An 18,095-nucleotide genomic window follows, 5' to 3' on the forward strand; every position below is an offset into this window, starting at 1 on the left:
GCATTGCTAGTTTAAGGCAGTTCAGGGGAAACCGGAACGGTTTTCTCATCCCGGCCTGCTTTCAGTCCGGCCAGGCAGAGGAGGACGATCGTCACAATGAACATCCAGAGGGATGCTTTCCAGTTTCCGGACAGGTCATGGAAAGCACCAAACAAGACGGGGCCGGCTGCCGCAAGCAGGTAGCCGATCGACTGGGCCATCCCGGAAAGCGAGGCGGCCTCGGATGGCGTATTCGTCCTAAGTGTGAATAACATCATCGCAAGGCCGAATGAGGCACCTCCGGATATCCCCATCAGGATCATCCAGAGCGGGGCGGCAGTCATGTTTCCGGAGAACAGCCCACCGTAGCCGATCAGATAAATGACCGTGATCAGGATGACAAGAAGCCGCTGGTCCTTCATCCGCCCGGCGATGATCGGGATCATGAACGTGAACGGAATCTGGGAGAACTGGACGAGGGAGAACATCCAGCCCGCCCGTTCCGCATCCATCCCGCGGCCCGTCAGAACTTCCGGCACCCATGCGGCTGTGGTGAAGAACATGACCGATTGAAGCCCCATAAAAAAGGTGACGCCCCATGCAAGCGGTGACTTCCACAATGGCCGCAGGGCAGGTCCTTTGGCAGGACCGGAAGCATCAAGCACCGGCCGCTTGGCCACTTGAGGCAGCCAGACAATGGCTGCAATTATTGCAAGCATGGCCCACACACCGAGCGACAATCTCCAGCCAAGGGATGTTGTAGAGGCGAGCGGTGCACTGACGCCGGCAGCCAATCCGGCGAACAGGTTCATGGAGACGGTGTAGATACCGGTCATCAGCCCGACCTGCATGGGGAAATTCATCTTAACGAAACCGGGCAGCAGGACATTGCCGAATGCAATGGCCACTCCGAGAAGGAAAGTGCCGAAAATCAGAAACCCGATTCCGCCGGAAGAACGGATGATAATACCGATGGTCAGAAGGAGAAGGGCGATGAAAAGGCTCCTCGCCATGCCGATCCTGTCCGCGATCTTCGGCACGACGGGTGAAATGGCTGCAAACGCCAAGAGCGGAATCGTGGTCAGGAATCCGGCGACCGTACCTGAAATCGAGAGGTCCTCCATGACTCTTGAAATAACGGGACCGACCGATGTCAGAGGGGAGCGGAGACTGAAGGCGATAAATATGACGCCCAGGAGAAGGAGGAGCGTAGCAGGTTTGAGATCCAGTTTTTTCGAGCGGTACGACGGAATGTTTCCGTTCAAGCTAAGCGCCTCCCGACTGTTTAGTGAAGATTTTGGCAAAACTGCCCATTGCACATTATCGTACCACCCGGCATCCATATAGTAAACGGCTCCAGGCACTTGCGGCACAACATGGCTTTCGGGTACAATGATGGCAATACTCAAGGGCGTCGAAGGGGAATAGTAGGCGGCCCGATCCTTCCAGAGAGCCGGCGGTTGCTGAGAGCCGGCAGGATCGGTCTGCCGAACTCACCCCAGAGTCTGCATCACCGGCACACAGGTTGCCGGGCGGTGCCGTTTTCCGCGTTAAGGATGAGCTGGACGGCTTGCCGTCAATGTGGGTGGCACCGCGGGAGAATCGACTCTCGTCCCTGACTTTTTTGGGGACGGGAGTTTTTTCATTTCAGGAGGGAGACAAAAGGCATGAGTTACAATCATCGAGAGATTGACAGCAAGTGGCGGAAGTTCTGGGAAGAAAATAAAACATTTAAAACGGTCGATGAGCCGGAAAAACCGAAATTCTACGCGCTGGATATGTTCCCTTATCCATCAGGCGCCGGCCTGCACGTCGGTCATCCGCTCGGCTACATCGCGACTGATATTCTGAGCGGATTCAAGCGGATGCAGGGATATAATGTGCTGCACCCGATGGGCTGGGACGCATTCGGCCTGCCGGCTGAGCAGTATGCGCTCGACACGGGAAATGACCCGGCTGAATTCACCGCGAAAAACATTGCGACGTTCAAGCGCCAGATGCAGGAGCTCGGCTTTTCCTATGACTGGGACCGCGAAATCAATACGACCGACCCGGAATACTACAAGTGGACACAATGGATCTTCATCCAGCTCTATAAAAAAGGACTCGCTTATGTCGATGAAGTGCCGGTCAACTGGTGCCCGGCACTCGGGACGGTACTAGCCAACGAGGAAGTCATCGATGGCGTTTCGGAACGCGGCGGCCACCCGGTTGAGCGGCGCCCGATGCGCCAGTGGGTGCTGAAGATCACGGAATACGCCGACCGGCTCCTGGAGGACCTAGACGACCTCGACTGGCCGGACAGCCTCAAAGAGATGCAACGCAACTGGATCGGCCGCTCGGAAGGCGCCCAGATCACGTTCCCGATCGACGGGACCGATTTGTCTTTCGAGGCATTCACAACACGCCCGGACACGCTTTTCGGCGCGACGTATGCCGTCCTTGCACCTGAACACAAGCTCGTGGGCCAGATCACGACTGACGGGCAGCGGGCAGCGGTGGAAGGCTATCTTGATAAGATCAAGACAAAGAGCGACCTTGAACGGACGGATCTTGCCAAAGAAAAGACCGGCGTCTTCACAGGCGCATACGCCATCAACCCGGTCAGCGGCGAAAAAATGCCGATCTGGATCGCGGACTATGTCCTCGCTTCATACGGTACAGGGGCCATCATGGCTGTTCCGGCTCATGACGAGCGCGACTACGAGTTTGCCAAGGAATTCAACCTCCCGATCGTAGAGGTCGTGGCCGGCGGTAACATCGAGGAAGAAGCCTATACCGGCGACGGGGAACATGTGAACTCCGGGTTCCTGAACGGCCTCGGCAAAGAAGAGGGGATCACGAAGGCGATCGAGTGGCTCGAGGAAAACGGCAAGGGCGAGAGGAAGATCACATACCGCCTGCGTGACTGGCTGTTCTCCCGCCAGCGCTACTGGGGAGAGCCGATTCCGGTCATCCATTGGGAAGACGGTTCCATGACGACCGTTCCGGAAGAAGAGCTCCCGCTCATGCTTCCGAAAACGGACAACATCCGCCCGAGCGGCACCGGCGAATCACCGCTTGCCAATATCGAGGAGTGGGTGAATGTCACGGATCCGAAGACCGGCATGAAGGGCCGCCGCGAAACGAACACGATGCCACAGTGGGCCGGCAGCTGCTGGTACTACATCCGCTACATCGACCCGCACAACTCCGAGCAGCTGGTAGATCCTGAACTGGCGGAACGCTGGCTTCCGGTCGACATCTACGTCGGCGGCGCTGAGCATGCCGTGCTCCATCTCTTGTATGCACGGTTCTGGCATAAGGTGCTTTACGATATCGGTGTGGTCAAGACGAAGGAGCCGTTCCAGAAGCTCTTTAACCAGGGCATGATCCTCGGTGAGGGCAACGAGAAGATGTCGAAGTCGAAGGGGAATGTCGTCAACCCTGATGATATCGTCGAAAGCCACGGCGCCGATGCCCTCCGCCTGTATGAAATGTTCATGGGGCCGCTTGATGCATCAAAAGCCTGGTCGACAAACGGGCTCGACGGCTCCCGCAAATTCCTCGAACGGGTATGGCGCCTGTTCACAGAATCGGACGGTACGCTAGCATCGAAGATCACCGAAGAAAATGACGGTGCACTCGAAAAGGTCTACAACCAGACGGTCAAGAAAGTGACCGAGGATCTTGAGAACATGCACAACAACACGGCCATTTCTCAGATGATGGTGTTCATCAATGAAGCGTACAAGGCCGACAAGCTTCCGAAGGAATACGCGGAAGGCTTCGTCAAGCTGCTGTCGCCGATCTGCCCGTTCATCACGGAAGAGCTATGGCGCGTCCTCGGCCACAATGACTCGATCAAGTATGAATCCTGGCCGACTTATGACGAGTCGAAACTCGTCGACGATGAAGTGGAAATCGCCGTCCAGATCAACGGCAAAGTCCGCTCGAAAGTCGTCGTTCCGGCAGATGTCACGAAGGAAGACCTCGAAGCGGCCGCACTTGCGGAACCGCGTGTCAAAGAGCTCACGGAAGGAAAGGACATCAAGAAAGTCATTGCCATCCCTGGCCGCCTTGTGAACATTGTTGCGAAATAAGTTGTACATGAAGAGAACCCGGAGCGGAATGGCTCCGGGTTCTTTTGTTGGCATGGCATCTTAATGAGGTGAGCGCGCATAGGAAGCAGGTAAGCGCGCATAGAAAGTCGTTGAGCACGCATAGAACTGGCAGAAGCGCGCATAGAAAGTCGTTGAGCGCGCATAGAACTGGCAGAAGCGCGCATAGAGCCACGCAACCATACCAAAACCGCCCGCTGAATCTCAGCAGGCGGTTTCATAGTTTGATATCATACTTCTCTCCCGGCAGCCAGTTTGCCCGCGTTCATGCCGGCGATCCTGCCCGTGACGAGGGCGGATGTGATGTTGTAGCCGCCGGTATAACCATGGATGTCGAGTACCTCACCGCAGAAGAAGAGGCCTTCCTTTTTCTTCGAGGCCATTGTTTTCGGTCCGATTTCTTTGACGGAAACGCCGCCTCCTGTGACGAACGCTTTCTCGATCGGCTGGGTACCGTTTACGGTCATTTCAAACGAATGTAGGGATAGCGCAAGTTTTCTGAGCTTGTCGTGGGCGATCTGTCCGGCGGGAGAGGCGGGATCGATATCCGCGCGGTCCATAAGGAACAGGAGCCAGCGTTCGGGGACAAGGCCTTTCCAGAGATTCTTCGCCGCTTTCTTCGGCTCTTCCTTGCCGGTGCGGACAAGCTGTTGGAAGGTTTCTTCCGTATTTTGGTCAGGCATTGCATCAATCTGTACTGTAACTGGCTTGCCGCCGTTTTTCTTCCGTTCCTTCACGACGAACTGGCTGCACCGGAGGATCGCCGGGCCGCTCAGGCCGAAGTGGGTGAACAGCATGTCCATCCGATGGGTGACGAGCGTCTTGCCTTTCTTGTTCAGGACGGAAACAGCCGTGTCGCGAAGGGCCAGTCCCTGCAATTCCCTTGAACGGATGAATGATTCATCGGAAAGCAGGGGAACTTCCGTCGGATACAGCTCGGTCACAGTGTGGCCTGCCCGCTCCGCCCACGGATAGCCATCGCCGGTCGATCCGGTCTGCGGGACGGCTTTGCCGCCGGTCGCAACGACGACCGCCTTGGAACGGATCTCTTCCCCGTTTTCCAGACGGACACCGAGGGTGTGCTCGTCGTCCATAAGGAGTTTGGCCACACGTGCCCCGAAACGCACCTTTACTCCGAGTTTGTCCAGTTCACCGGTCAGGGCATTGACGACATCCATCGCCTGGTCCGACACCGGGAACATCCGGCCATGGTCTTCTTCCTTAAGCGGAACACCGAGACCTTCGAAAAAGCGGATGATGTCCCGGTTGTCGAAAACGGAAAACGGGCTGTAAAGGAATCGCCCATTGCCGGGGATGTGCCGGATGATCTCATCATATTCGAGGTTATTCGTCACATTGCAGCGGCCGCCGCCGCTGATGGCGAGCTTCTTGCCCAGTTTGTTTCCTTTTTCGATCAGCAGCACGCGTGCGCCTTCAGCACCGGCGGCTGCGGCGGCCATCAGGCCGGATGGCCCGCCGCCGATCACGATTACATCTTGCATATGGAAATGCTCCTTTCGGATGCTCCGTTCTGTTTAACTTGTATATGAATTCTATACCCGCTATGGCCCTTGGCCCGGCCACTATTATACACGGTTTTCTTCAAAAGAATTTGAGATATTGGGCGGGGCGGAGTAAACTGGTCTTTAGCTTATAAGAATGGAAGGGTCACATGTCATCGAATTTAGTCAAAGGGACGGCGATTTTGTCGATCGGCCTGTTCCTGTCCAAGGCACTCGGTCTTTTGTATGTCATTCCGCTCTATGCGATGGTCGGAGAAGAGAATCTTGGCCTCTATCAGTATGCCTATATTCCCTATAACATCATGCTTTCATTTGCAATTTCGGGCATGCCGATCGCCGTTTCAAAATATGTATCGAAATACAACGCGCTTGGTGATTATCAGGCGGGGAGGAAACTGCTTAAATCCAGCCAATGGATCATGATCGGCTCGGGGATCGTTTCATTCCTCCTGCTGTTCTTCCTGGCGGAACCCATCGCGCAGATTGTCCGTGCCGATGATGAGCAGGCGTTCACTGTCGATGAGATCGCAGGCGTCATCCGTCTCGTCAGCTTCGCACTGATCGTGGTTCCGTTCATGAGCCTTACCCGCGGCTTTTTCCAGGGATATCAGCAATTCACACCTACAGCGGTTTCCCAGCTGATCGAGCAGATTGTAAGGATCCTGTTTGTCCTTGCCGGCGTGTATATTGTCCTTAACTTCACGGAAGGCTCAGAGAAGACCGCAATTTCTTTTGCGGTATTCGCGGCATTTGTCGGAGCAGTCGCGGGCCTGGCCGTCCTGTACTTCTACTGGAGACGTGAGAAGCCGGAGATGGACAGTCTTCTTGCCGAAAGCTCCGGCAGTGGAGACGTCCGGCTGAAGGATATGTATCGTGAAATGCTCGTCTATATTTTCCCGATCGTCCTGGTCGGGCTGGCAAACCCCCTGTTCCAGTTTGTCGATATGCTTACATTCAACCGGGCGATGGCGTCAATCGGGCTCGCATCTGTATCCGATGGCCAGCTCGGCATGCTGAACTTCTCGACTCACAAAATCGTCATGATTCCGGTAATGATCGGTACCGCATTTTCGATGGCGATCATCCCCATCGTGACCGGCTACTTTACAAAGGGCGACCGGCTCGGCATGACCCGGTCACTTGATCAGGTGTTCCAAATCACTGCGTTCATGACGCTGCCGATGATTACGGGACTGATGATCCTATCGGACGAGCTGTATCATCTGCTGTTCGAACAAAGCCGTGTCGGGGCAGACATCCTGAGGACATACGCGCCTGCGTCGCTGCTGTTTGCGCTCTATTCGATTTCGGGATCGATTCTCCAGGCAATCGACCGTCATAAATGGATTGTCCTGAACCTGATGGTCGGGCTTCTCCTCAAGCTTGCCCTGAACATTCCACTGATCCGGCTGTTCGAAGCCGAAGGGGCAATTTATGCCACCGTGATCGGATACGGCGTGGCAGTGGCAATGAATATCGGCGTGGCCGTTCATACTCTCCGCTACCGGTCCCGCATGGTCATCCGCAGGCTATTCCTGATCCTGCTGTTCAATGCGGTCATGGGTCTGGCTGCCTGGGGGGTCCTGCGCGGACTTTACCTCTTCGGAGAAGCAGACGGAAAAGGGGATGCTTTCCTCTATATCCTGATCACCGGGATTGCAGGAGCGGTTGTATATGCCTACCTTGCTTTCCGTTCGGGACTTGCACAGAAATTGTTCGGTGACAGGCTTAAGCGAATTACGAAAAAGTTTGGAATGTGAGGTGTGTGGTGATGAGGCTTGATAAATTGCTTGCCAACTCGGGATATGGTTCGAGAAAAGAGGTCAAAGCCCTTCTCAAGCAGGGAGCGGTGTCAGTGGACGGAGACCCGGTGAAAGACCCGGCATTCCACGTCGACCCGGAAATCCGGGAGGTGACCGTGTTCGGAGATCCTGTTGACTACAGGGAATTCATCTATCTGATGATGAACAAGCCGCCCGGCGTCATCTCGGCGACGGAAGACACCCGGGACCGGACGGTGGTCGATCTTCTCCCGTATGAATATCGCCGATTCAAGCCGTTCCCTGTCGGCCGGCTCGACAAGGACACGGAAGGGCTCCTGCTGATCACCAATGACGGGAAGCTCTCCCATGAACTGCTGTCCCCGAAAAAGCATGTCGGGAAAAAGTACTACGCAGTGATAGAAGGGGAAGTGACCGATGCGGACGGTGAGGCGTTTAAGGCGGGGGTAACGCTTGACGATGGCTATGTCACCAAACCGGCCGAATTGAGCATTCTGAGGAGCGGGCCCGAATCCGAAATCGAGCTCATCATCACCGAAGGGAAATTCCACCAGGTAAAGCGGATGTTCGAAGCAAGAGACAAACGCGTCACTTATCTGAAGCGCCTGACGATGGGACCTCTTGGACTGGACCCGGATCTCGCGACAGGGGAATGGCGGGAACTCTCGGATGAGGAACTTCTTGATCTGAAAAACAGATGAATATTTTTCTGCAACAGAAAAGGACGGCACCCGTATCCGTGATCGGGGACCGTCCTTTTCGGTATGTGTACACACTTATGAAGACAGCTTCACTCGTTTGTTCGTCGTTGTCCATTTGCCCCGGCTTGGACTGCTTACCAGGCCATTAAACGCAAGCACGCTCAAATCTCGTTGCACCGTGCGCGGAGTGATGCCGAATGCATCGACCAGATCATCGGTCGAAACGGTGCCCTGATCACGGATGTACATGTACACATCCTTAATGCGGGTCAGCATCCGGTCGGTAGTCGGTTTCAAATCGTAACCACTCCTTCATCATATTCTCCATGTCAAGACCAGCGGACGACCTAAAGCTTCGAGCTCTGCTCGATACTTTTCGGCTGAGGGCGTACACATCCTTTTTTCAATTTGAGCTTTATCGGCTCGCTATCATTATACAATAATAGTTTGACTATTCCAATGCATCTAACATTTTTTACATCTTCTTTACAGGAGTGTTACAATGGGCGGCCAGCTTTCAATTTTCTGCCGAGTGTGTAGAATGGCAGTAAGAAAAGGGAGGAAAGAGCCGAATGGACTGGAAACAAAATGCGGAACATATTGAACAGCAGATGATATCGGATCTGAAGTCGCTCATCTCCATCAAGAGCGTTCTGGATGAATCGGCCTCAACCGAGAATGCGCCATTTGGTCCCGGACCGAAACAGGCATTGGACTGGCTTCTCGACCGCGGCAGGGAAGCGGGCATGTCAGTCAAAGAGGTCGGTGGTGCAGCCGGCCATATTGAAATCGGCGAAGGGGACGGCCTTCTTGGCATTTTGTGCCACGTGGATGTTGTGCCGGCCGGAGACGGATGGGAGACGCCGCCATTCGAAGGCCATGAGCGCAATGGAAGGTTGTATGGAAGAGGTGCCATCGATGACAAAGGCCCGACAATTGCGGCCTTCCATGCGATGAAAATGATCAAGGAATCCGGGATTGCTCTCAATAAACGGATCCGGCTGATTGTCGGCACCGATGAAGAAAGCGGATTCCGATGCATGAAGCGCTATTTCGAGACGGAAGAAATGCCCGGGATCGGATTCGCACCGGATGCCGACTTCCCGATCATCCATGCGGAAAAAGGGATTGCGGACCTTGTCTTTTCACAGTTGCCGGGAAAGGATGCGGGACTGCTCCACTCCTTCCGTTCAGGGGACAGGACGAACATGGTCCCTGACGTTGCCCGGGCTGAGATTTCGGTTCCTGAAACCATATCCGGCCTTGAAGATGCGTTCCGTTCATTTTTGGAAGAGACCGGGGCATCGGGTGAAATCATAAACCATGGCGAGTCTTGGGTGATCATCCTCAATGGGAAAGCTGCACATGCCATGGAACCGGAAGATGGGGTCAATGCCGGTGTCCTGCTTGCAAGGTTTCTCGATCCATACATGGAGGGGGCTTCCGCACGCTTCACTTCCTTTGTCACGCAGGCATTTGGTGACGCGTCCAGGGGACATGCGCTCGGATTGGATTTTTCCGATGAAATTTCCGGAGAGACCACACTCAATGCCGGGATTCTGACGTATAATGGGTCAAAGGGTGGCGAGGTCTCCGTCAGCATGCGCTATTCCGTCACTTTTCCGAAAGAGGAAAAGCTGGCCGCATGCCGGGAAGCCCTTGAAGGCTCCGGCTTCACTCTTGATATCGTGTCCGACTCTCCGCCCCATCATGTGGACGCGGGCGACCCGCTGATCCGCACGCTCAGTGAGGTGTACGAACGGCAGACCGGCGAAAAGGCAGAGCTCCTCGCGATCGGCGGGGGAACTTATGCACGAACACTCGAGAAAGGTGTCGCCTTCGGCATGCTTTTCCCGGGAAGGCCGGATGTCGCCCATCAGGCGGACGAGTATGTGGATATCGAGGATCTCGTGAAGGCAGCCGCAATTTATGCGGATGCCATTGCATCCCTTGCAGGTGAACAGCCAACGGACAATAACAACTAATTCGTATGAAAGAAGGATTAAAAAATATGTCCATGTATCTGATGAATGACCGCTTTGTGAAAGACGATGAAGTGACCGTTTCGATTGAGGACCGCGGCTATTATTTCGGAGACGGCGTGTATGAAGTGATCCGGGTGTACGGCGGTGCCATGTTTACCGCGGAAGAGCATATCGGACGTTTGTATGAGTCTGCGGATAAGATCCGGATCCAGATTCCGTACGGTCCGGAAGAGATGATCGGGAAACTGGCACGGCTTGTTGCGGACAACGGTGTGAAGGAAGGCCATGTGTACATCCAGGTCACACGCGGGGCTGCTCCGCGCGTTCACCAGTTTCCGGGTGAAGGCGTTGCCCCCGTCATCACGGCCTACACAAAAACCTATCCGGATGACGCCCCTGCAGCTGAACCTGCCAAGCTCAAGTCTGTGGCAGACATCCGTTGGCTGCGCTGTGATATCAAGAGCCTGAACCTTCTCGCCAACGTCATGGCAAAGCAGGAAGCTTATGATGAAGGCTGCTATGAAGCTCTTCTTCATCGGGACGGCACGGTCACGGAAGGCTCATCCTCAAATATGTTCGGCGTGAAGGATGGTGTCATCTACACTCATCCGGTATCGAACTTTATCCTGAACGGAATCACACGCCGTGTCATCATGCAATGCTGTGAAGAACTCGGGCAGCCTGTGAATGAGGAGCCGATGGCGCTTGAAGCCGTGTATTCGATGGATGAATTCTTCCTGTCCTCGACAACAAACGGCATCTTGCCGGTGAGTGAAATCGACGGCCGGAAGATCGGTGACGGCCGGCCGGGACCGGTAACCGAACGGCTAATGGCCGCTTTCGAAACAAAGCTTCCGGAGCCGGTCGCCACACGCTGATCAGATGAAGGCGGTCTTCATTGTCAATCCTGCCGCAAGGGGCGGAAAAGCCCTCGGAAAGTGGGCGGAATTCAGAAGAACTGTGGCATTTCCCTATCAGGAATTTATGACGATTGGCCCCGGGCATGCCAAGGCAATAGCCCGGGGCTTTGCCGCACAACCGGGACAGGAGAACATTCTTCTCATCGCATTCGGCGGTGACGGTACTGTCCATGAGATCATCACGGGAGCTGCCGGGGCCGGGCATGTTGTGGTCGGCTCGGTTGGCGCCGGTTCCGGAAACGATTTCGGCAGGGGCTTCAGTTCTTTCGGCAATGCGGAGGAGATCGCGGCCTATCTGGACTTGAGGCAAGACACACCGGCCCTGGACCTGGGTCATGCCGGCTTCAAGGGAGGGCTCATTTTCGTCAATAGCTCAGGAATAGGCTTTGATGCGGAAATTTCCAGAGGCACCGGAAGGTCTTCGATGAAGCCTCTCCTGAACAGGATGGGACTGGGTAAATTCGTCTACGCCCTCTATACAGTGCGGGCACTTTTCACGTTCCGCACATTCAGCCTGGAAGTGATGCATGACGAAGAAAGGTTGAGCTACCGGGATGTCTGGTTTGCCACTGTCAGCAACCAGCCGTATTACGGAGGCGGCATGAAGATCTCGCCGCAGTCTGACCCGGCCGATGGACTTCTGGAACTGACAGTCGTAAGCCGGCTTTCCCGTATGAAGCTGCTGGCTGTCTTCGGAAGTGTGTTTTTCGGTGCCCATACAGCCTTCAGGGAAGTGGATTGCAGAAAAAGCCGCTCGTTTTCCCTGAAGGCGGACCGCGCAGTGCCGCTGCATGCAGACGGCGAAGATGCCGGCGACATCGAACCGGGAAGCCCGGTCGTCTTTACGGTTAAGCAAAAAGCTTGGCGGCTTGCGGGACAACAACGAACAGGAAGGTCAGGGATCAAACATGAGAGCACGCCATAAACCATGGGCGGAATCGTATATCAATGAACATCCGGATGTGGTCATCCAGGAGCCCGAGCGGCTGAAAGGCCGCTGGGCGGAAGAATTCGGCAACGGGCATCCGATCCATATTGAGGTCGGCACCGGCAAAGGCCGGTTCATCACCGGAATGGCGGAAGCCAATCCTGATATCAACTATATCGGTATTGAAATGTTCCGTGACATCATTGTCACGGCAGTCCAGCGGGCGGATGAGGCGGGCAAACCCGCCAATCTCCGCCTGCTGAATGTCAACGCTGAGAGGCTGGAGGATATCTTTGCTTCCGGCGAGGTCGGCCGCGTGTACCTGAATTTCTCTGATCCGTGGCCAAAGGTGCGGCACGCAAAGCGCCGTCTGACACATGACAACTTTCTCGGACGCTATGAGAGGATTCTGCCTCCGGAAGGAGAAGTACATTTCAAGACGGACAACCGCGGACTGTTCGAGTATTCCCTTATGAACGTGACGGACTATGGCATGCGTTTGGTCGATGTATCGCTCGACCTTCATGCTGACAAACCGGAATGGAACATCATGACGGAGTACGAGGAGAAATTCTCCTCCAAAGGCCAGCCGATCTACCGGCTGGAAGCCGCATTCAGGAACGAAGGGAAGTAAGTATGAAAAGGGGGAAACAATGATGGACAACTATCAATTTCACGGTATCGAACTGAACTGGCTGGACGGGGGATTCAACAGGCTGGACGGGGGCGCGATGTTCGGCCCGGTTCCGAAGGTGCTTTGGTCGAGGAAGTATGAAGTGGACGGCGACAACAAGATTCCTCTGGCTACTGAGCCGATCCTTGTGCGGACGCACGGGAAAAATATCCTGATCGAAGCGGGACTCGGATCAGGGAAATTGACGGAAAAACAGATCCGCAATCTTGGTGTCACCCGGGAATCAAGGATTGAAGAAAGCCTCGGAGAGCTCGGCCTGACGCCAGAGGATATCGACATCGTCCTTATGACGCATCTGCATAATGACCATGCGGCCGGACTTACTCGCCGAGAAGGGGAAGGGTACGCATCCGTCTTCCCAAATGCGGAAATACATGTCTCCCAGATCGAGTGGGATGAAATGCGTGAGCCGAATATCCGTTCACGGAATACATACTTCCGGGAAAACTGGGAGCCTGTCCGGGACCAGGTGAAGCCATTCGAGGAACGGGTGGAAGTCGTCCCCGGAATCGAAATGATCCATACCGGAGGCCACAGCGCCGGCCACGCAATCGTCAAGATCACCAAAAATGGGGAGACGCTGATCCATATGGCAGACCTGATGCCGACCCATGCGCACCAGAACCCGCTATGGGTCATGGCATTTGACGATTATCCGATGGACTCCATCTATTCAAAAGAGCGACTCATGAAAGAAGCGCTTGAGAACGGATACCGTTTCATCTTTTATCATGATGCCGTCTACCGTATGATCCAATGGGATGAAAACGGTAAGGAAATCACGGACAGCCTGGAGCGGACTCCTTTTGAAACGCCGGTGGGAGCAGCAACCGAGCAGGAAAAATAATAAACAAAAAAAGCTGCAGACCATCCGGTCTGCAGCTTTTTTATAGCCTGTGAAAAACGTTTACTCTGGAATCAGCCATTGCCAGCTTCAGCGCCCGGCAACTAGCAAACTTCGCTCTTCTCCACTACGATAAGTCAACATCGGTTCATTCCTCACCGTGTTTTCTTTATCTCATTGCGAAGTGCTCCAGTTTGTACGCTGCTGAACGGGCGCTTGCGCTTTTGGTTCAGATTTTGTTGATTTCAACCACGGTGCCGGTACGCGCATCCGCAGCAAATTCGTACTGTTCATAGGAACCCTCGATTTCACGGGAAAGGCCGCCCCGGTACACGTCCATTTCAACGGCTTTCTGGCGGAACGGTTCAGTTTTCATGACGATCCAGGCCCCGTCAATCGGACCTTCTTTTTTGAATGCATTTTTCACATCTTCAAGCACTTTATCCGGCGAGACATTGCGATCCGCGCGGTTCACTGCTTCCACGACGGCTGCGCCTGCCACGGCACCGGCAACTGCCCCAATGGCAAAATCACGAACGTTCATCCCATTTCCCTCCTGTAGACCGCATTTTCACCAAGTATAACAACCGGGGCAGCGGTTGAGCAAGTTTTCATCCAAGAGCCTCTTCGGATTCCGAAAGATTTTCTATGGAAACCCCGGCCCCCTTCGTCTACAATTGGGAAGACAGCAGACTGAAGGGGAGGGCCACAAACATGCAAAATGAAACACTGACGATGTTCAAGACACTGACCGAACTGCCTGGCGCACCGGGCAACGAGCACGCCGTCAGGAAGTATATGCGGCAGGAGCTCGAGAAATACTCAGACGAAGTGATCCAGGACAGGCTCGGAGGGGTATTCGGTGTCCGACACGGCGGTGAAGGGTCCCCGAAAATCATGGTTGCCGGTCATATGGATGAAGTCGGATTCATGGTGTCCTCGATCACGGACAATGGCATGATCCGCTTCCAGCCCCTCGGCGGCTGGTGGAGCCAGGTGCTGCTTGCCCAGCGGGTTCAGATCATTACGGATCAAGGCCCGGTGATCGGTGTGGTCGGCTCAATTCCGCCGCACCTATTGAGCGACAAAGTGCGCAATAAGCCGATGGACATCAAGAATATGCTGATCGACATCGGTGCCGACGACAAACAGGATGCCAAGAAGATCGGCATCCGTCCGGGCCAGCAGATTGTCCCGGTCTGCCCGTTCACGCCGATGGCCAATGAGAAAAAGATTCTTGCAAAAGCATGGGATAACCGGTACGGCTGCGGACTGGCCATCGAACTTCTTAAGGAAGTGAAGGGGGAGGAACTGCCGAACACCCTATACTCCGGTGCGAATGTCATGGAGGAAGTCGGCCTCCGCGGTGCACAGGCGGCTGCCAACATGATTAATCCGGATCTCTTTTTTGCACTGGATGCCAGCCCGGCAAATGATGCATCCGGAGACAAAAATGAATTCGGACAGCTCGGAAAAGGGACCCTTCTTCGCATCTTTGACCGTTCGATGGTGACCCACAGGGGGCTGCGTGAATTCGTACTGGATACTGCAGAAACAAATCATATTCCTTACCAGTACTTTATCTCTCAGGGGGGGACCGACGCAGGCCGCGTCCACCTCTCCAACGAGGGCGTCCCAAGTGCGGTCATCGGCATCTGTTCGCGCTATATCCATACGTCGGGATCGATCATCCACACGGACGACTATGCGGCGGCGCGTGAACTGCTGGTTAAGCTGGTCCGTTCGCTCGACCGGACGACTGTCGAGACGATCCGCAGCAATGCATAAATCCTGAAAGGGGCCGAAGCGGCCTCTTTTTTCTGCATTTAATACGAATTCTGGAGGGCAAAATATGAAAATAATCGTCGGCTCGACCAACAGGGCCAAAATCATTGCGGTACGGGATGCGTTTGCATCACTCGGAATCCAGGCAGAAGTGGAGGGCATTGATACTGATTCAGACGTCTCATCACAGCCTTTCGGGGACAACGAGACGATGGCGGGAGCCAGGAACCGTGCCGTCTCGGCAATAAAGACCGGCAACCATGACCTCGCCATTGGCCTCGAGGGAGGCGTAAAGGAATTGGACGGCCGACTCTACATTTGCAATTGGGGAGCGCTTGCCCTTCCGGACGGCAAGGTGTTCACGGCAGGGGGCGCACAGATTCCGCTTCCTGAGGAAGTGGCACAGCCGGTGCGGAGCGGGAAGGAACTTGGTCCTGTCATGGAAATATTCACATCCAGAGCAGACATCCGGCAGACCGGAGGCGCAGTGGGGGTTTTCACGGATGGAACGGTCAGCCGCTCGGATATGTTCAGTCATGTCGTCCTGCTGCTCGCAGGGCAGTGGCAGTTTGCCGCAGGCAACCACGGGCGTCAGGGGCAGTGAGTTGCAAGCAGGCAAGAACAACTTTAGAATGATGGAGATGAATATACGGAAGCGGGGGGACGAGTATGGGCATGAGACTCCGCCTCATTGCCGGATTCACTCTTGCGGCAATGCTTGCAGGCTGTTCGGCGACAGTTGAAGAGCGTACTTCTGAAGGAATAGAGGAAGCCGGCAGGGTATTCACTGATCAAACAAAGAATCCGAACACCGAAGTCGGTAACGCCAGTTTCTATAAACCGTTCGGATTCAAGGTGCAGGAAGGTTCGGATGAGCAGAATATCGTTCTTGAAAAAGGCGGCGATACCTATGTGCTTTTCATCAATCCGAATGAGGGCAAAGACAGCCGTCTGTTCTACGATCTTCTCTATGCGGACCCTGCAAATGAGATTTTGGAAACCGGCACTTATGAACGCCATGACATGTTCGGATTTGCCGGAGCCACTAAGGTTTCCGAAGAGCGTGTGGAACTGGTTGCGGGAAGCGGCGGCCGGAAAATCACCACTTTCTCTGATAAGGGAGAAATCAAAAAGAACCTGAAGACGATGATGGAAATTGTCCGGTCCGTAAATTATGAGGACGGGGCGGTAGCGAAAGAATAAGACGGGACAGGGGGACGTCCTGTCCGGAAGGGAGGAGCGTCCATGAAAGCATCAGAATTGGTGCGGGAACTGAAGCACCGCCTGGGGGAAGACCGCTTTTCCTGGGATTTCGACCGACAGAACAACCGGCTGAAGATGAAGCACCAGACACTGGGAAAAGGCCTTGAACTGAGCCTGTCTCCGCTTCTGGCCAAAATCCAGAACAATCCGGACACCGCTCTGGATGAAGCTGTCTACACGATCAACGAGACGTTCTCCGCAATGGAGCGCGAAGTGGAAGAAGGGTTCAGCGGAGAAGGCCGGATCTATCCGGTCATCCGTTCGACATCATTCCCGGTGGAATCGAAAGAAGGAAACCGTTTTATCACCTCGGATCATACGGCTGAGACCCGGATTTTCTATGCGCTGGACCTGGGACAGACCTACCGGCTGATTGATGAATCTATGCTGGATAGTCTGGGGCTGACAGACCAGGCCCTGAAGGAATCAGCGCGATTCCGTGTCAGGCAGCTGCCGACCGATGTCAAGACTGACGAAGTCGCCGGCAACATCTATTACTTCGTGAATAACAATGACGGCTACGATGCAAGCCGGATCCTGAACGAGCCGTTCCTGAAAGAGATGGAGCAGAAAATCGAAGGGGTCATGACAGTCTCTGTCCCCCATCAGGACGTCCTCATCATTGGCGATATCCGCAATGATACGGGCTATGATGTCCTGGCCCAGCTGACGATGCATTACTTCACAGTCGGACGTGTTCCGGTGACATCATTGTCCTTCATTTATGAAAACGGAGAACTCGAGCCGATATTCATCCTTGCTAAAAACAGGCCTGAAGGAAAGGAAGAAAAAGAATGAATGCATTTTACAACAATCAGGGCGTCGGCGATGTGCTGATGGTGCAACTGGTGCCTGGTACGCCTGAAGAGATAAAGCCAGAAACAATCGGCGATATCACCCTCATCCGTGACGCGGCTTCCGGCGAAGTGGCCGGTTTTAATCTGTTCCATGCTTCTGAATATGTGAAGCCGGAAGGCCAGGGTAAGATTGAGGCCGATGAAGCGTTCCTCGATCGGCTGAAGGAAGCCTTCTCTAAAAACGGCGCGGAATTTTCTTTTGAGGTGGACCTTTCTCCAAAGTTTGTCGTGGGCTATGTGACTTCCAAAGAAAAGCATCCGAATGCGGACAAACTCAGTATCTGCAAAGTCGATGTCGGCACGGAGACGCTTCAGATCGTCTGCGGCGCACCGAACGTGGACGAAGGCCAGCATGTCGTTGTGGCCAAGCCCGGTGCCGTCATGCCGTCCGGGATGGTCATCAAAGATGCCGAGCTCCGCGGAGTACCGTCCTCCGGAATGATCTGTTCCGCGAAAGAACTTGCCCTGCCGGATGCACCGCAGGAAAAAGGGATTCTTGTCCTGGAGGGCAAGCAGACTCCCGGCGAACCATTCCGGTTCTGAAGTACTATTTTAATTGGCAGGATCAGCCTTTAAACTAATCAGCAGCGGTACCGTGAGCCTTTCAGACAAAGGCCTGCGGGCACCGCTGTTGTTTATTTCTCATCAATCCTTAGCGAATTGTGTGATGGGGGACTGTTTGATTGAAACCCTCCATGCTGATAGAATAAAGTGATTGACGGTGGAAAGAGTGAT

17 protein-coding genes and 1 other annotated feature are annotated in these 18,095 nt (G+C 54.5%); of the genes, 13 read left to right on the forward strand and 4 right to left on the reverse strand.

The window, feature by feature from the left end:
• Positions 1-11: 11 nt before the first annotated feature.
• Complete coding sequence (locus tag DZC51_RS15015; protein WP_157297289.1) at positions 12-1,244, reverse strand: CynX/NimT family MFS transporter; 1,233 nt, start codon at positions 1,242-1,244, stop codon at positions 12-14.
• A 140-nt stretch (positions 1,245-1,384) separates the two neighbouring features.
• Positions 1,385-1,599 (forward strand) — a binding site (T-box leader).
• A gap of 47 nt (positions 1,600-1,646) precedes the next feature.
• Between DZC51_RS15015 and leuS the strand changes: the two genes are divergently transcribed.
• A complete protein-coding gene (gene leuS, locus DZC51_RS15020; protein WP_157297291.1) occupies positions 1,647-4,061 on the forward strand; it encodes a leucine--tRNA ligase in 2,415 nt (804 codons plus the stop codon).
• A 248-nt stretch (positions 4,062-4,309) separates the two neighbouring features.
• On the opposite strand, the gene DZC51_RS15025 is transcribed toward leuS, so the two are convergent.
• Positions 4,310-5,581, reverse strand: a complete 1,272-nt coding sequence (locus DZC51_RS15025; protein WP_157297293.1) for a BaiN/RdsA family NAD(P)/FAD-dependent oxidoreductase — start codon at positions 5,579-5,581, stop codon at positions 4,310-4,312.
• Between the two features lie 170 nt (positions 5,582-5,751).
• On the opposite strand from DZC51_RS15025, the gene DZC51_RS15030 reads away from it, so the two are divergent.
• The gene (locus DZC51_RS15030; RefSeq protein ID WP_157297294.1) at positions 5,752-7,362 is read left to right on the forward strand and encodes a putative polysaccharide biosynthesis protein; all 1,611 of its coding nucleotides are present in this window, start codon (positions 5,752-5,754) and stop codon (positions 7,360-7,362) included.
• Between the two features lie 11 nt (positions 7,363-7,373).
• Positions 7,374-8,084 carry a pseudouridine synthase gene (locus tag DZC51_RS15035; RefSeq protein ID WP_157297295.1) on the forward strand — a complete coding sequence of 237 codons (711 nt, stop codon included), beginning with the start codon at positions 7,374-7,376 and terminating at the stop codon, positions 8,082-8,084.
• Positions 8,085-8,159: 75 nt separating this feature from the next.
• Here DZC51_RS15035 and DZC51_RS15040 read toward each other — a convergent pair whose 3' ends face one another.
• Positions 8,160-8,381, reverse strand: coding sequence for a DeoR family transcriptional regulator (locus DZC51_RS15040; RefSeq protein ID WP_157297296.1), 222 nt, complete (start codon positions 8,379-8,381; stop codon positions 8,160-8,162).
• A 275-nt stretch (positions 8,382-8,656) separates the two neighbouring features.
• On the opposite strand from DZC51_RS15040, the gene pepV reads away from it, so the two are divergent.
• From pepV to DZC51_RS15065, 5 genes are read left to right on the forward strand one after another with little or no spacing between them, the layout of a single operon-like run.
• The gene (gene pepV, locus DZC51_RS15045; RefSeq protein ID WP_157297297.1) at positions 8,657-10,069 is read left to right on the forward strand and encodes a dipeptidase PepV; all 1,413 of its coding nucleotides are present in this window, start codon (positions 8,657-8,659) and stop codon (positions 10,067-10,069) included.
• 26 nt (positions 10,070-10,095) lie between these two features.
• Entirely contained in the window at positions 10,096-10,947 is an 852-nt protein-coding gene (gene dat, locus DZC51_RS15050) for a D-amino-acid transaminase (protein WP_157297298.1), read from the forward strand.
• A 4-nt stretch (positions 10,948-10,951) separates the two neighbouring features.
• Positions 10,952-11,914 carry a diacylglycerol/lipid kinase family protein gene (locus DZC51_RS15055; protein WP_157297299.1) on the forward strand — a complete coding sequence of 321 codons (963 nt, stop codon included), beginning with the start codon at positions 10,952-10,954 and terminating at the stop codon, positions 11,912-11,914.
• Positions 11,898-12,551, forward strand: coding sequence for a tRNA (guanosine(46)-N7)-methyltransferase TrmB (trmB, locus tag DZC51_RS15060; RefSeq protein WP_157297300.1), 654 nt, complete (start codon positions 11,898-11,900; stop codon positions 12,549-12,551). The genes DZC51_RS15055 and trmB overlap by 17 nt, the downstream gene beginning before the upstream one ends.
• A gap of 22 nt (positions 12,552-12,573) precedes the next feature.
• On the forward strand, positions 12,574-13,458 hold the full coding sequence (locus tag DZC51_RS15065) for a YtnP family quorum-quenching lactonase (RefSeq protein ID WP_157297301.1): 885 nt from the start codon (positions 12,574-12,576) through the stop codon (positions 13,456-13,458).
• 226 nt (positions 13,459-13,684) lie between these two features.
• Here the strand turns inward: DZC51_RS15065 and DZC51_RS15070 are convergent, their stop codons facing one another.
• The gene (locus DZC51_RS15070; protein ID WP_157297302.1) at positions 13,685-13,999 is read right to left on the reverse strand and encodes a PepSY domain-containing protein; all 315 of its coding nucleotides are present in this window, start codon (positions 13,997-13,999) and stop codon (positions 13,685-13,687) included.
• A gap of 170 nt (positions 14,000-14,169) precedes the next feature.
• Between DZC51_RS15070 and DZC51_RS15075 the strand changes: the two genes are divergently transcribed.
• The 5 genes from DZC51_RS15075 (at position 14,170) to ytpR (ending at position 17,903) form a co-directional block, all read left to right on the forward strand.
• The gene (locus DZC51_RS15075) at positions 14,170-15,243 is read left to right on the forward strand and encodes a M42 family metallopeptidase (RefSeq protein WP_157297303.1); all 1,074 of its coding nucleotides are present in this window, start codon (positions 14,170-14,172) and stop codon (positions 15,241-15,243) included.
• A 64-nt stretch (positions 15,244-15,307) separates the two neighbouring features.
• Positions 15,308-15,844: a DUF84 family protein gene (locus DZC51_RS15080; RefSeq protein ID WP_157297304.1), complete on the forward strand. Its 537-nt coding sequence runs from the start codon at positions 15,308-15,310 to the stop codon at positions 15,842-15,844.
• 65 nt (positions 15,845-15,909) lie between these two features.
• Positions 15,910-16,443: a hypothetical protein gene (locus tag DZC51_RS15085; protein ID WP_157297305.1), complete on the forward strand. Its 534-nt coding sequence runs from the start codon at positions 15,910-15,912 to the stop codon at positions 16,441-16,443.
• 42 nt (positions 16,444-16,485) lie between these two features.
• Positions 16,486-17,301 carry a DUF1444 family protein gene (locus tag DZC51_RS15090; RefSeq protein ID WP_157297307.1) on the forward strand — a complete coding sequence of 272 codons (816 nt, stop codon included), beginning with the start codon at positions 16,486-16,488 and terminating at the stop codon, positions 17,299-17,301.
• Positions 17,298-17,903, forward strand: coding sequence for a YtpR family tRNA-binding protein (gene ytpR / locus DZC51_RS15095; protein WP_157297309.1), 606 nt, complete (start codon positions 17,298-17,300; stop codon positions 17,901-17,903). The genes DZC51_RS15090 and ytpR overlap by 4 nt, the downstream gene beginning before the upstream one ends.
• Positions 17,904-18,095: the final 192 nt, after the last annotated feature.

The sequence above is a fragment of the Bhargavaea sp. CC-171006 genome (assembly GCF_009761675.1).
GTDB lineage: Bacteria > Bacillota > Bacilli > Bacillales_A > Planococcaceae > Bhargavaea > Bhargavaea changchunensis.

Coding starts and splice junctions, on each gene's coding strand:
- DZC51_RS15065 (WP_157297301.1), top strand. CDS start 12,574: ATGGACAACTATCAATTTCACGGTATCGAACTGAACTGGCTGGACGGG.
- leuS (WP_157297291.1), top strand. CDS start 1,647: ATGAGTTACAATCATCGAGAGATTGACAGCAAGTGGCGGAAGTTCTGG.
- DZC51_RS15070 (WP_157297302.1), bottom strand. CDS start 13,999: ATGAACGTTCGTGATTTTGCCATTGGGGCAGTTGCCGGTGCCGTGGCA.
- trmB (WP_157297300.1), top strand. CDS start 11,898: ATGAGAGCACGCCATAAACCATGGGCGGAATCGTATATCAATGAACAT.
- dat (WP_157297298.1), top strand. CDS start 10,096: ATGTCCATGTATCTGATGAATGACCGCTTTGTGAAAGACGATGAAGTG.
- DZC51_RS15035 (WP_157297295.1), top strand. CDS start 7,374: ATGAGGCTTGATAAATTGCTTGCCAACTCGGGATATGGTTCGAGAAAA.
- DZC51_RS15080 (WP_157297304.1), top strand. CDS start 15,308: ATGAAAATAATCGTCGGCTCGACCAACAGGGCCAAAATCATTGCGGTA.
- DZC51_RS15025 (WP_157297293.1), bottom strand. CDS start 5,581: ATGCAAGATGTAATCGTGATCGGCGGCGGGCCATCCGGCCTGATGGCC.
- pepV (WP_157297297.1), top strand. CDS start 8,657: ATGGACTGGAAACAAAATGCGGAACATATTGAACAGCAGATGATATCG.
- DZC51_RS15030 (WP_157297294.1), top strand. CDS start 5,752: ATGTCATCGAATTTAGTCAAAGGGACGGCGATTTTGTCGATCGGCCTG.
- ytpR (WP_157297309.1), top strand. CDS start 17,298: ATGAATGCATTTTACAACAATCAGGGCGTCGGCGATGTGCTGATGGTG.
- DZC51_RS15055 (WP_157297299.1), top strand. CDS start 10,952: ATGAAGGCGGTCTTCATTGTCAATCCTGCCGCAAGGGGCGGAAAAGCC.
- DZC51_RS15075 (WP_157297303.1), top strand. CDS start 14,170: ATGCAAAATGAAACACTGACGATGTTCAAGACACTGACCGAACTGCCT.
- DZC51_RS15085 (WP_157297305.1), top strand. CDS start 15,910: ATGGGCATGAGACTCCGCCTCATTGCCGGATTCACTCTTGCGGCAATG.
- DZC51_RS15090 (WP_157297307.1), top strand. CDS start 16,486: ATGAAAGCATCAGAATTGGTGCGGGAACTGAAGCACCGCCTGGGGGAA.